This window comes from Streptomyces sp. NPDC127197 (assembly GCF_042672405.1).
Taxonomy (GTDB): domain Bacteria; phylum Actinomycetota; class Actinomycetes; order Streptomycetales; family Streptomycetaceae; genus Streptomyces; species Streptomyces flavusporus.
Genome location: NZ_JBHXVG010000005.1, coordinates 339782 through 352683 on the forward strand (window position 1 = coordinate 339782; position 12902 = coordinate 352683).

Below are 12902 nucleotides of genomic sequence, written 5' to 3' on the forward strand. Positions count from 1 at the left end.
ATGCGCAACGAGGGACTGGGGTCATGGCCCGCACGCCGGGCCCGCAAGACTCCGCACCGCACCGCCCTGATCCACGGCGAGACGACGTTCACGTACGCCGACCTGTACGCGCGCACCACCCGCCTCGCCCACGCCCTGCGTGCCCGGGGCGTACGCCGCGGCGACCGGATCGCCTACCTCGGCCCCAACCATCCCTCCTACCTGGAGACTCTGTTCGCGGCGGGCACGCTCGGCGCGGTCTTCGTCCCGCTCAACACCCGCCTCGCCGGGCCCGAGATCGCCTACCAGCTCGCCGACTCGGGCGCCAAGGCCCTGGTCTACGGCCCCTCGCACGCCGGGCTCGTGGCCGGGCTGCCCGGCAGCACGGACGTCCGTACGTACATCGAAGTCGGCGCCGAGTACGAGGAAGCGGTGGCCGCCGCCGCGTACGAGCCCATCGACGAACCGGTCGGCGCCGACGACACCTGCATCATCATGTACACCTCGGGGACGACCGGCCGCCCCAAGGGCGCGATGCTCACGCACGGCAACCTGACCTGGAACGCCGTCAACGTTCTCGTCGACACCGACCTGATCGCCGACGAACGCGCCCTGGTCTCCGCCCCGTTGTTCCACACGGCCGGCCTGAACATGCTCACCCTGCCGGTGCTGCTCAAGGGCGGCACCTGCGTCCTGGTCGAGGCCTTCGATCCGGACGCCACCTTCGACCTGGTCGAACGGCACCGGATCACCTTCATGTTCGGGGTGCCGACGATGTTCGACCAGATCGCCCGGCATCCGCGCTGGCGGGACGCCGACCTGTCCTCGCTGCGGATACTGACCTGCGGCGGCTCGCCGGTGCCGACACCGCTGATCGCCGCCTACCAGGAGCGCGGGCTCACCTTCCTCCAGGGCTACGGCATGACGGAGGCCGCGCCCGGGACACTGTTCCTGGACGCCGAGCACGCGGTCGGCAAGGCCGGTTCGGCGGGCGTACCGCACTTCTTCAGCGACGTACGGGTGGTAGGGCCGGACCTCACGCCGGTCGACGTCGGCGAGACCGGCGAGGTCGTGGTGCGCGGGCCGCACGTCATGCCCGGCTACTGGGGGCTGCCCGAGGAGACGGCCGCTTCCTTCGTGGACGGCTGGTTCCGCAGCGGGGACGCGGCCCGGATCGACGAGGACGGCTATGTCTTCATCGTCGACCGCATCAAGGACATGATCATCTCGGGTGGGGAGAACATCTACCCCGCCGAGATCGAGGACCTCCTCCTCGCCCACCCCGACATCGTCGAGTGCGCGGTCATCGGTGTGCCGGACGACAAGTGGGGCGAGGTGCCGCGCGCGGTCGTGGTGCCGCGCGAGGGCGCCGACCTCGACCCGGACGAGGTGCTCGCCTCGCTGTCCGGCCGCCTCGCCAAGTACAAGATCCCGAAGTCGGTGGTGCTCGCGGACGAACTCCCGCGCACCGCCTCCGGGAAGCTTCTCAAGGCCCGGGTGCGCAAGCGCTTCGGCAACCAACTCCCTTAAGGAAAAAGCATCTATGAGCGTCACCGTCAACGGCCTCGACGAACTCAAGAAGCTCGCGGGCAGCGACCTGGGCACCAGCGAGTGGATCGAGATCACGCAGGAGCGGATCAACACCTTCGCCGACGCCACGGGCGATCACCAGTGGATCCATGTGGATCCGCAGAAGGCTGCGGAGGGTCCGTTCGGCGCCCCGATCGCCCACGGATACCTCACCCTCTCGCTCTTCATCCCCTTGTTCACCGAGCTGCTCGACGTCCAGGGCGTCACCACGAAGGTCAACTACGGCCTGAACAAGGTGCGCTTCCCCTCGCCGGTGCAGGTCGGGTCGAAGATCCGGCTGGTCGGGAGGCTGGCTGAGGTCGAGGATGTGCCGGGCGGGGTGCAGATCACCGTCGACGGCACGATCGAGATCGAGGGCGGCGCCAAGCCCGCGGCCGTCCTGCAGAGCCTGTCGAGGTTCTACGCCTGATCGTCGCGTGCGGGTACGAGGTCGAGAAGGCGTTCCGACGCGTCCAGCGCAAGCGGGCTGAACCGCTCGTGCACCCTCCGGAACGTCTTCTCGGCCTGCTCGGCCGGCCAGTCGTCCGGCAGATGCTTGACCGGCAGCCGCGGATCGCGGCGGATGATCCGCAGCCACTCGGCCTGCAACAGCAGCCGCAGCCCGAGGGCGTCGTCGGCGTCCGGCAGCTCCGTCTCCCATGGCTGCCAGCGCCGTACGAACGCCTCGTAGCGCGCCGCCAGTTCGGACAGCTCCCAGGTCTCCTCGATCATCGCGCCGATGTCCATGCCGGCATCGGCGTGCGCGCGGAAGACCTTCACATGGGCGGCGAGGCCCAGCTCGGCCACCAGCTCCGACACATCGACCTCGCCGGGCGCGATCCACAGGCCGTTGAACAGCGGGCCGAAGCCGCTCCAGGTGAGCTTGGAGCGCAGGTCGTGCCGCTGGCGCTGCCAGGACTCGGGCAGTGAGAAGCCGAGCAGGGTCCAGGTGCCGTCCCACTGCCGGTTGACCGCGCCGGTCTGCCAGATGCGCCGCTCGCCGTCGCGCAGTACGGCGGCCGAGTGCTCGGTCAGGCCGAAGTACATCCGGCGGCCCTCGCGCCGGCGGCGCAGCAGGCCCCGGTGCACCATGCGGGTCAGCGTCGAGCGCGTCGCCTGCTCGCCGACGCCGACACGGGCGAAGACATCGATGATGCTGCCCGAGTACACGCAGACGTCCCGCCCGAGCACCTGGTCGCCCAGGAACGTCAGCATCAGGGACTGGGGCCGCAGCGACTCTTCCGTGGTCACGCGGCCCACCGTACGCCCTGGTCGATCAGTGCGTCAGCCCGTGACCTGCTGGTACGCGTACACGCTCGTCGACAGTGCGCAGACGCCGGGCTGGATCACCTGGGCGCGCAGGGTGCCGCTGTGCACGTCGTGGTCGACGCCCTCCGTCTCGTAGGTGCCGTCCGTGCAGATGCTGCGCTGCGGCAGCGCAAGCAGGCTCGTCACCGCGCCAGTGACCGGCCGGCCGTCCAGCCGGTGCGGCAGGTCGACCTGGAGCAGCGGCCGGATCTGCGGGAACAGTGTGCCCGTGGCGTCGTTCGAGGCGCACACCAGACGGGTGTCCGTCACGAAGTCGCAGCCCTGGACGTCCCGCACCGGCCGGTCGAGGATGATCTGCCCGGCCACCGCCAGCGATCCGCCCATTGCGGCGCGCCGGCGGTCGACGCGGTGGACGCGCCGAGCGCGAGAGCACCCAGTGACGCGGCGAGGGTGAGGAGTTGACGCTTCATCGGCCTCCTGTCACATCGACGAAGATGGGGTTGGAATAGAACCATGTGTCGGCCCACGGGTCACCGTTTCCGGGCGCATGAGTGATCGGCCCGTGTGGGTCGACCGAGGCGCCGAAGTAGCCCGTGCCGTGCCGGTTGCCGTCGCTGCCGCGGAGCCGGACGTAGAACGACTCGTCGCCGGCGGTGAGCGGAATGCGCAGGGTGTACGTGCCCTTCCGGCCGCCGACGTCCCTCGTGTGCACGACCCTGGTGTCGGGCGCCCGCCGGCTGTCCCGGTCGGTGACCGGGCCGCGCACCGCGCCGCGGATGACGTCCACATGCGCCAACTCGGGCAGGATTCCGGACGGGTTGGGGCGTGAGGCGGACGTCACCGTCACATGGAGCGTGAGCCGCTCGCCCCTGCGGACCCGCAGCCGTCCGCCCAGTGTGACGCCTCGGCCGAGGTCCCGGTCCCGCTTGAGGCGGACCTCCAGCCCGTCGAGCAGATGTCCGTGGTCGACCCAGACCCGGCCCGCGCGCAGGCCGGACATCACCGAGCGGTAGCCGTAGCGGGTGACGCCGACATGGGTGCGGCTGAACTGACCGGGCCAGAAGTCGCTGCCGGGCTGCGGGGTGTCGGTGTTCACCGGGTCGGGCAGCCGGCCGGTGTTGTCGAAGTTCTGGCCCGGCTGCCAGTCGCCGTTCCGCCAGGTGTCGAAGACGATCCGGTGGGCGTCGGAGTTGGTGGTGATGGAGAACAGCCTGCCCTCGGCGAGCATCGCGTCCCACAGGCCGCCGACCGTCGCCGTCGCCCAGTCGAAGCCGCCGTACGTGAGGTAGGCGTCCGCCGGGTAACCCGGCCAGGACTGGGCGGACGGCTTGTTCTCGTACTCGCCGCGGATCGAGTTCGTACCGCGCCAGCCGGGTATCGCCGCGCCCTGGGCGCCGGGCGCGCCCTCCATGCCGATCATGATCTCGGGGGCCGCGTCCCGCCACGCGCGCAGCTCGTGCGGGGAGTCGATGCCCAGGCGCATCGGGTGGTTGGCGAGGACGAGCACGTCGTCGACGTAGCCGGTGCGGCGCTGTTCTGCCAGCCACTGGATGGCCTTGACCGCGTGCTCCTCGTTGCGGGCGGTGTCGGCGTGACCCGGAGAGCCCTCGGTGTAGCCGAGCAGCTTGCCGTCGTAGGCCCGCTCGAAGCGGGTGAGCAGGTCGACCTCGTTCGGGCCGGGCGCGGTGAAGACCGTGCAGTGTTCGGCGGCCGGGATGTACCACTCCAGGCCCTGGAAGATCAGCCGGCGCGGGTTCTCGGCGCGCGCCCTGAGGATCTCCTGGCGCTGCAGCGCGGCACCGAGGTCGGCGTGCCCGACGTTGGAGTGCTCGGTGAACACCATCCAGTCCAGGCCGTACTTGGCGCCCTCGCCGGCCAGCTGGGAGAACGTGTACTTCGCGTCGTGGCTGTAGACGGTGTGGATGTGGTGGTCACCGACGAGATAGGCGAGGCGGGGGTCGCTGCCGCCGAGGTGCCGCTCCCCGGCGGCAGCGGGCAGTGGCCCCAGGGCGAAGGCGGTCCCGAACAGGCCTGCACCGGCGAGGAGTTGGCGTCTGGACAGGCCCTGCGGATCCAGGTCGGCGGGCGGGACGGAGGGGTCGGCCCACTCGGGCAGCTGCTGCTCGGTCATGACGTTCCTCAACAGGTCAGTGGTTCATGAACTGGGAGACGGGCAGCGCCCGGTCGACGATCCGCACGTCGCCGAGCCAGCCGTGGTGGATCTGGTCGATCCGGCCCGCGTACTCGTAGCCGCCGAGCAGCCACGGCAGTCCGAGCGAGGTCAGTCCGACGGAGCGGGCGGTGGGGTTGCGTACGACCGGGCAGCCCTCGACGTACATCGTGGTGTGGCTGCCGTCGTTGACGACGGCGACATGCCACCAGGTCTCCCGGGCCGTCTCGTGGCCCCAGTTGGTGGCGATGCCCTGCTGGTCGAGCGGCCGCACCGCCCACTGCGGTCCGGGCCCGTCGGACAGCGACAGCGTGGCGAGCGGCTCGTCCGGATCCCCCTCGGTCTTGCCCGCGGCGCCGCCCGTGCCGGTCCGGCTCACCAGCCCGCCCCAGGCGTTGCGGGACGCGGCCCAGGTGCCAGGCACCTTGTAGAAGGCCTCGACGGTGTAACCGCGCTCGAACGTCGCCGAGTTGAGCGGAGCGCCCGCTACCGTCCGCAGATACGCGCCCCGCAGCGGCGACTTGTCCCCGTAGAGGCGCAGGCTGCCGTGCCCCGGCTGGTCCGGGTGGTGGTCGGCCGACCAGGTGAGGGTGCCGTCCCCGACCCGGACGACGGTCAGGTCGTTGCCGCGGCCGGACAGGTCACGGACCGTGCCGTCCACGCCCGCGCCCTCCTCGTGTCCGTCGAAACGCCAGTAGGCGAGCGTGCCGCGTACCAGCATCCCGGCGGCCGGCCGTGCCGGGCGGGCGGGTACGGGGGCGAAGGCGGAGAAACGCTGCTCGAAGTCGATCGGCACGGAGAACCGGTCCTCCGGACCCGTCAGTTCGATCTCCTGCCGCTCCAGCTCGTTGAGCCCCTCGGCCGCCCGGCCCAGGATCCACGGCGAGACCGTCTCGACGTCGATGGTGTTGCGGTCGAGGTCGAAGCGGTAGAGGCGGATCATCGCCGCGCCGCCGTAGTACCGGTTCTGGTAGTTCGTCAGGTGCAGGTGTACGTCGTTCCCGGCGGCGTTCTTCTTCACGGCGCGCGCGGCGGGCCAGTAGTGGCCGTTGAGGGTGAGGAAGATCTGGTCGTGGTCCGCGATCAGCTGGTCCCAGAGCTTCTGCCCGTACGAGGAGAGGGCGTCGTCGCCGGACACCAGTTCGTGCGTGGTGAGGATGACGGGCGCCTTCGGGTGCTGTGCGATGACGTCCTTCGCCCAGGCGAAACCCTTCGGCGACAGCCGCCAGTCGAGGGCCAGCACGAGCCACTCGCGCCCGGCCGCCCGGAACACGTGGAAGGAGTTGTAGCCGTCGGGGGAGGCTCCGCCGAAGGTGCGCCTGCCCTCGAAGCGCTCCGGGCCGAAGGCCGCCAGGTACGGCGTCGGGCCGCGCTGGTCGTCGGTGGACGAGCGGACGTCGTGGTTGCCGGCCACCATGCTGTAGCCGACGCCCTGCCGGTCCAGGATCCGGAACGCCCTGCTCGCCGCAGCGATCTCGGCCTCGGTGCCGTTCTCCGTGAGGTCGCCCAGGTGCGACAGGAAGACGATGTTCTCCTCCCGGCCCTGCTCCAGGAGGTAGCGCAGCGAGGCCTCGATCGGCGCGGGGTCGATGCTCGGCCCGTCGAACAGGTACTGCGTGTCGGGCATGACGGCCAGCGTGAAGCGCCGGCTGTCCGGGTCGGGCCGCCACCTGCCCGCCGGTGCCGCCTCGGCGGCGGTCGGCAACGCGACCCCGGCCGTGGCGGCGGCGCCGATCAGTGCGGTGGCCCGCAGGAAGTTGCGTCTGCCGGCGTCGGCCTGCGCGGCCTCGCCCCGGTCGTGGTCATGCTCGGTGCACACGTCAGCTCCGTCAGTGGCGACTGGTGAAGGGAGAGCAGATCAGAGAACGCGCAGGATCCAGCCCCAGCGGTGGGTGCCGGTCGGGAGGAGGTACGCCGGTGAGGTGTCGGGCCCGCACGAGGCGGTCCCCAGGCCGCGGTGGGCGGCGTCGATGTGTACGACGCAGCCGTCGCGCGGCACGAGTTCGTCATGGTGGGCGGCCGCCGCGAGGTCCGCGGCGCGGTGCCGGGTGACGGAGATCTGGCTCGGCCGGTCCAGCTGCACGAACAGCCCCGTCGCGTCCGGCGCGGAGAGGGTGAAGTGCCGTACGCCGTGCCTCCCGCCGCTCTCCTGCGGCCGCAGATAGGGGGTGAACAGTTCGTCCACGGGGAGCGAGTGGTGCCCGACGGGCGCGCCGGCGCTGCGGTCCGGGTACGACTCCCACGGACCCTGCCCGAACCACTCCAGAAGGTTCAGCCCGGCCACCGTCTCGAACACCGACCCGACCCGGGCCACGTCGTCCAGTGCCTCGGGCAGCTGAGCCGACTCCTCGACGCGGATCCCGCCCTCGACGGCCGTGAAGACCTGCTCGTGCCGGACGACTCCGGCCGCGCAGGCGTACTCCGCGAGGACGCCGACGCTCTCCCGGTCCCGGCGCACGGCGACCAGCTTGCGCACGAGCGAGTCCAGCCCCCACTCCCGCCAGCGGGCCGCCGTCCCGCCCAGTTCGTCGTTGTCGGTGGGCGCCCGCCACAGCGACAGCGTGGGGGCGGCGAGGAGGAGGGGATGGACCAGAAGCCCGTCCGCATCGATCTCTACCGTTCGGTCCGCCACCGGGACGGCCCGCGGTACGGGTGCGGGCCGCAGCCGCACCTGTGGCAGACACACCACCGTGCCACGCGGCGCCCACGGTTCGTCCCGTGCGGTCGTGACCTTCAGCGTCAGCCAGGCCTCGCCCCCGTCGGCCGGCAGATCGAACGGCAGCGGCACCGCCGCCGTCTCTCCCGGGCGCAGATCGGGCAGCTCGGCCGGCGCCGTCAGCGTGCGACCGTCGGCGAGGGACAGCCGCCACTCGGCGGTCAGCCAGTCCAGGCCGCGGAAGTGCTGGTGGTTGCCGATGACCGGCCCCTCGTGCTTCAGGCACTCCAGCCGCACCGGCGCCGCGATCTCCCGGTGCTCGTACAGCACCGGCTTGGGCGTGCGGTCCGGGAACACCACCCCGTCGGCGATGAACGCGCCGTCGTGCAGCGCCTCGCCGAAGTCGCCGCCGTACGCCCAGCGGTGGCCGGGCGCGGCGACGCCGCCCTCGTACAGCCCGGCGCCCGCGCGCCCGGCCGGTCTTCCGTCACTCACGTGCTGGAGAATGCCGTGGTCCCAGAACTCCCAGATGAAGCCGCCCTGAAGACCCGGGGTGGCCTCGATGGCGGACCAGTGGTCGGCGAGCGTGCCGTTGCTGTTGCCCATGGCGTGCGAGTACTCGCACTGGATGAGCGGCTTGGTCTGCTTCCCGGACAGCGCGTGGGCCACGCACTCCTCGATCGGCGCGTACATCGGGCAGGCGATGTCGGAGGCGACGTCCGGATCCGCCCAGCCGCGCTTGGCCGCGCCCTCGTACTGCACCGGCCGCGTCGGATCGTGCCGCCGCACCCAGCCCGCCGCCGCGTCGTGGTTCGCCCCGTAGTCGGACTCGTTGCCCAGCGACCAGATGATGACCGACGGATGGTTCTTGTCCCGCAGCACCATCCGGGAGACCCGGTCCACGAAGGCGTTCAGATAGCGCGGGTCGTCGGCGATCTCGTGGGCGTGGTCGTGGCTCTCGATGTCCGCCTCGTCGACCACGTAGAAGCCGAGTTCGTCGGCGAGGTCGTACAGGGACGGGTCGTTCGGGTAGTGGGCGGTGCGGATCGCGTTGAAGCCGAAGCGCTTGAGCAGCACCAGGTCCGCGCGCATGTCGTCGTACGACACGGTCCGGCCCGTCAGCGGATGGAAGTCGTGCCGGTTCACGCCCCGGATGAACACCCGCTCGCCGTTGACCAGCAGGTCCCGGCCGACGATCTCGACGTCGCGGAAGCCGGTGCGGTGCCGCGAGGTGTCGGCGACCGTTCCGTCGGCGCGGTGCAGCCGGACCGTCAGGTCGTACAGCTCGGGCGTCTCGGCGGTCCAGGTGCGCACGTCGGGGACGGTGGTCAGCAGCCGCGCCTCGCCCAGGAAGTCGGAGACCCGCTCGTCCTGTGCGTTGGCCCGGTCGAACTCGGTGTCCTGCGCGAGGGGCCGACCGTCCAGCTCCCCGCTGACGTACCACCCCTCGGGCAGCGCACCGCCCGCGTCCCGCACCCGGCAGTCCACCAGCAGCTCACCGTTGCGACGCGCCCGCACGGTCACGTCCGCCAGATGCAGCGGGTCCGTCGCGTACAGCAGTACCGAACGGGTGATCCCACCGTGCCACCACTGGTCCTGGTCCTCGATGTGCGAGGAGTCCGACCACTTGACGACGGTCAGGCGTACGACGGCCCGCTCCCCGGCGCGTACGACATCCGTCAGATCGAACTCGGCGGCCAGATGGGAGTCCTTGGAGATCCCGACGGGCCGCCCGTCCACATGCACCAGCAGCAGGCTCTCGGCCGCGCCGACCTGGAGCACGATCCGCCGCCCGGCCCACTCGGCGGGCACGTCGACCTCGCGCTCGTACACGCCCGTCGGGTTCGCCGACGGGACGAACGGCGGGAACTCGTCGAACGGCATACGGACATTGGTGTACTGCGGCAGGTCGTCCGTGCCCTGGAGGGTCCAGGCGCCGGGGACGTACGAGAAGGACCAGGTGTCCCGCACCGGCGCGTCCGGCGCCGGCAGCAGCTGGAAACGCCAGTCGCCGTCCAGGGAGACGGCCTGGTCACGCCGGTCGACGGCACACATGGGCAATCGCCCCCAGGAGGTCACCTCGGGTGCCTCCCAGGGGCGGAGCCCCAGCAGGGGATCCATCAGCGGATGGCCCCCTTGCCGAGGTCGCCGATGATCTGCCGGGCGCCGATCGCGAAGACGATCAGCAGGGGGACGAGGGCGAGCAGGGCGCCGGTCATGACCATTCCGTAGTCGGTCGTGCCATGGGTGCCGTTGAGCTGGGAGAGGGCCACCTGGAGGGTGACGTTGTCCGGGTTGGTGAGGGCGATCAGGGGCCAGGCGTAGTCGTTCCACTGGCCCATGAAGGTGAAGATGCCGAGGAAGGCCAGGCCGGGGCGGACCACGGGGAGCGCCACGTGCCAGTACTGGCGCAGGAAACCGGCACCGTCGAGCTTGGAGGCGTCGAGCAGCTCGTCGTGGATGGCGCCCTTCATGTACTGGCGCATCCAGAAGATGCCGAAGGCGTTGGCCGCCGCCGGGACGATCAGCGCCGTCATCGAGCCGATCCAGCCGAGCTTCGCCATGATCACGAACTGGGGGATGGCCGCCAGCTGCGCCGGCACCATGAAGATGGCCATGAGCAGCGCGAACAGCAGCCTCCGCCCCGGGAACTCGAACTTGGCGAAGACGAAGGCCGCCAGTGAGTCGAAGAACAGCACCAGCACGGTCACCGAGGTCGCGACCAGCAGCGAGTTGAGCATCGACCCGAAGAAGTCGATGTTGTCGAAGAGGTTGCGGACGTTCTCCAGGAAGTGCGGGCCGGGCAGCAGCTTCGGCGGGTAGGAGAAGATCTCGGTCGACGTGTGCGTCGACATGATCACGGCCCAGTAGAAGGGGAAGGCCGACAGCAGCAGGCCGAGGACCAGAACGGCGTGCAGGGCGATGCCCCGGCGTCGGGAGCCCTTGATGGTGGATGCCATGGTGACCGGCCTGCCTATTCTTCGCCCCGGCGCTGCACCAGGCGCCAGTTGATGATCGAGAAGAGGACGACGACGAGGAAGATGCCCCATGCCACGGCGGCGCCGTAGCCGAAGTCGTTGTTGTCGAAGGTCTGCTGGAAGAAGTAGAGGACCATGGTCCGGCCGGCGTGGTCGGGGCCGCCCGAGAACGTGGACTCGTTCGCGGTGGTCTGCAGCAGTACCTGGGGCTCGGCGAAGCTCTGCAGTCCGGTGACCGTCGAGACGACGAGCACGAACAGCAGTACCGGCCGCATCAGGGGAAGCGTGACCCGGAAGAAGGTCTGCACCGGCCCGGCGCCGTCGATGCGGGCGGCCTCGTACAGATCGCTCGGGATCGTCTGGAGCCCGGCGAGGAAGATGATCGCGTTGTAGCCGGTCCACTGCCAGGTCATCAGCGTGGCGATGGCGACCTTGATGCCCCACGGCGTGTTCAGCCAGGCCACCTGGTCCAGGCCGACGGCCTGCAACAGGGCGTTCATCAGGCCGAAGTTGGTGGAGAACACCGAGCCGAAGATGATCGCGACGGCGACGATCGAGGTGACGTTCGGCAGGAAGTACGCGAAGCGGTAGACGTTTTTGAAGCGCACCGCCGAGTTGAGCATCACGGCCGTCACCATCGCCAGGAAGATCATGGGGAAGGTGGCCAGCGCCCAGATGACGATCGTGTTCCCGATCGACTGCCAGAAGTCGCTGTCGGTCAGCAGGTACTGGTACTGCGCCAGGCCCGCCCACTCCATCGAGCCCAGGCCGTCCCAGCGGTGGAAGGAGAGGTAGAGCGAGAAGCCGACGGGGATCAGGCCGAAGGCGAGGAAGAGGAGATAGAAGGGGGAGATCGCGGCGTACAGCCGCCAGTAGCTGAGGATGCCCTTCCTGGGGTGGACGGCCGGTTTCTCGGCCACGGCTGTCGGCGGGGGTTGCTCGACGACGGGCACGGTAGCCATCAGTGACTCACCCCCAGGTGGTCCGCGATACGCCGGCACTTCCTCATGGCGTCCCTCCAGGCCTTCTCCGGGTCCTTGCCGAGGACGCCGACGTTCTTGATCTCGTCGCGGATCGGCTGCCCGAGTGCGACGTCGTACGGGCTGTTGTAGGCGACCGGGATCTTCTCGGCCGCCGGGCCGTAGACGTCCATCGTGATCTGGTCGCCGAAGAACGGGTCCGGCTCGCGCAGCTTCTTCATCTCGTACGAGGCGGGGGTGGACGGGAAGAGCCCGGCCTCGACGAACCCCTGGGCCTGGTTGTCGGCGTTGAGGATCCAGGTGATGATCTCGAACGCCTGCTCCGGCTCCCGGCACGCCTTGGTGATCGACAGGAACGAGCCACCTACGTTCGAGGGACCGCCGGGGCAGTCGGCCACCCGCCACTCGCCCTCGGTCTTGGGCACCTCCAGCTTGAGGTCGCCCGCGGCCCAGGAGGCGTTGAGCGCGCTGGGCAGCAGGCCCCTCTCCTTGGCCGAGATCGAGTCGGGCGTGCCCGACACGATGCTCGACACGATCCCGCGCCGTTTCGCCTCCACGGCCCGGTCCCAGCACATACGGACGTGCTCGCCGTCGCCGATGAAGTTGCGGTCCTCGTCCACGAACCGGGTGGTCCCCTGGCCGATCGACATCTCGAAGACGCTGCCGACGTCGATCAGGAGGTACGCCCCCGGGATCCGCTTCTTCAACTGCTCGCCCGCCGCGAAGAACTTCTCCCAGGTGTCCAGCTCCCTGGAGACGTCCTCCGGTTCGTACGGCAGCCCCGCCTTCTCGAAGACGGCGTTCTGGTAGTAGTGCACGACCGGACCCACGTCGATCGGGAAGCCGATTAGGCTGCCGTCCGGGGCGACGCCCTGCTGCCACTTCCAGTCCAGGTACTGGCTCTTGAGCTTGTCGGCGCCGAGCGTGCGCAGGTCCACGAACTGGTCGGCGTTCGGCAGGTAGGAGGCCATGTCCTCGCCCTTGAGCCCCGCGATGTCGGGTATGTGGGCGCCGCCGGCCATCGTGGTGATCAGCTTGGACCGGTAGTAGCCGCCGATCTGCTGGGCCTTGAGGCTGACGACGTTGTCATAGCGGGCCGTGGCCTCCTTGACGACGGTGTCGCTCAGGCCGCCGCTCCAGTACCACAGGACCATGTTCCGGCCGGTCGAACCGGTCGGGACGGCGCAGCCGGATGTGAGGCCGCCGAGCGCCGTGGCGGCCGTACCGGCCAGGCCCGCGCGCAGCAGGCCTCTTCGTGAGAGCCGCACAGCTCCCACCGCCTTTCGGATGTATGACGTGTG

General features: G+C 70.1%; 9 protein-coding genes and 1 pseudogene. 2 read left to right on the plus strand and 8 right to left on the minus strand.

What is annotated here, in order from left to right:
* Entirely contained in the window at positions 1-1509 is a 1509-nt protein-coding gene (menE, locus tag ACFVJQ_RS10980; protein WP_385509974.1) for an o-succinylbenzoate--CoA ligase, read from the plus strand.
* Between the two features lie 13 nt (positions 1510-1522).
* Positions 1523-1978 (plus strand): MaoC family dehydratase, encoded by a 456-nt coding sequence (locus ACFVJQ_RS10985; protein WP_385509975.1) that lies wholly within the window; start codon positions 1523-1525, stop codon positions 1976-1978.
* On the opposite strand, the gene ACFVJQ_RS10990 is transcribed toward ACFVJQ_RS10985, so the two are convergent.
* The 8 genes and pseudogenes from ACFVJQ_RS10990 to ACFVJQ_RS11025 all read right to left on the minus strand — a co-directional run bounded on the left by ACFVJQ_RS10990 (position 1969) and on the right by ACFVJQ_RS11025 (position 12869).
* On the minus strand, positions 1969-2799 hold the full coding sequence (locus ACFVJQ_RS10990) for a PaaX family transcriptional regulator C-terminal domain-containing protein (RefSeq protein ID WP_385509976.1): 831 nt from the start codon (positions 2797-2799) through the stop codon (positions 1969-1971). The genes ACFVJQ_RS10985 and ACFVJQ_RS10990 overlap by 10 nt on opposite strands.
* A 33-nt stretch (positions 2800-2832) precedes the next feature.
* A pseudogene (locus ACFVJQ_RS10995) lies at positions 2833-3204 on the minus strand (hypothetical protein); the annotation flags it as partial.
* 79 nt (positions 3205-3283) lie between these two features.
* Positions 3284-4948, minus strand: a complete 1665-nt coding sequence (locus ACFVJQ_RS11000; protein WP_385782739.1) for a histidinol-phosphatase — start codon at positions 4946-4948, stop codon at positions 3284-3286.
* Between the two features lie 16 nt (positions 4949-4964).
* The gene (locus ACFVJQ_RS11005; RefSeq protein ID WP_385509979.1) at positions 4965-6806 is read right to left on the minus strand and encodes a LamG-like jellyroll fold domain-containing protein; all 1842 of its coding nucleotides are present in this window, start codon (positions 6804-6806) and stop codon (positions 4965-4967) included.
* A gap of 39 nt (positions 6807-6845) precedes the next feature.
* Positions 6846-9764 carry a glycoside hydrolase family 2 TIM barrel-domain containing protein gene (locus ACFVJQ_RS11010; RefSeq protein ID WP_385509980.1) on the minus strand — a complete coding sequence of 973 codons (2919 nt, stop codon included), beginning with the start codon at positions 9762-9764 and terminating at the stop codon, positions 6846-6848.
* Positions 9764-10603, minus strand: coding sequence for a carbohydrate ABC transporter permease (locus ACFVJQ_RS11015; protein WP_385259088.1), 840 nt, complete (start codon positions 10601-10603; stop codon positions 9764-9766). Before ACFVJQ_RS11015 ends, ACFVJQ_RS11010 begins: the two co-directional genes overlap by 1 nt.
* Positions 10604-10617: 14 nt before the next feature.
* Positions 10618-11583: a carbohydrate ABC transporter permease gene (locus ACFVJQ_RS11020; protein WP_385509982.1), complete on the minus strand. Its 966-nt coding sequence runs from the start codon at positions 11581-11583 to the stop codon at positions 10618-10620.
* The gene (locus ACFVJQ_RS11025; RefSeq protein WP_385509983.1) at positions 11583-12869 is read right to left on the minus strand and encodes an extracellular solute-binding protein; all 1287 of its coding nucleotides are present in this window, start codon (positions 12867-12869) and stop codon (positions 11583-11585) included. Before ACFVJQ_RS11025 ends, ACFVJQ_RS11020 begins: the two co-directional genes overlap by 1 nt.
* Positions 12870-12902: the final 33 nt, after the last annotated feature.

Bases quoted from the DNA above. Each gene is read 5' to 3' on its own strand.
- ACFVJQ_RS11000 (WP_385782739.1), bottom strand. From the start codon at position 4,948: ATGACCGAGCAGCAGCTGCCCGAGTGGGCCGACCCCTCCGTCCCGCCC.
- menE (WP_385509974.1), top strand. From the start codon at position 1: ATGCGCAACGAGGGACTGGGGTCATGGCCCGCACGCCGGGCCCGCAAG.
- ACFVJQ_RS11020 (WP_385509982.1), bottom strand. From the start codon at position 11,583: ATGGCTACCGTGCCCGTCGTCGAGCAACCCCCGCCGACAGCCGTGGCC.
- ACFVJQ_RS11015 (WP_385259088.1), bottom strand. From the start codon at position 10,603: ATGGCATCCACCATCAAGGGCTCCCGACGCCGGGGCATCGCCCTGCAC.
- ACFVJQ_RS11010 (WP_385509980.1), bottom strand. From the start codon at position 9,764: ATGGATCCCCTGCTGGGGCTCCGCCCCTGGGAGGCACCCGAGGTGACC.
- ACFVJQ_RS10985 (WP_385509975.1), top strand. From the start codon at position 1,523: ATGAGCGTCACCGTCAACGGCCTCGACGAACTCAAGAAGCTCGCGGGC.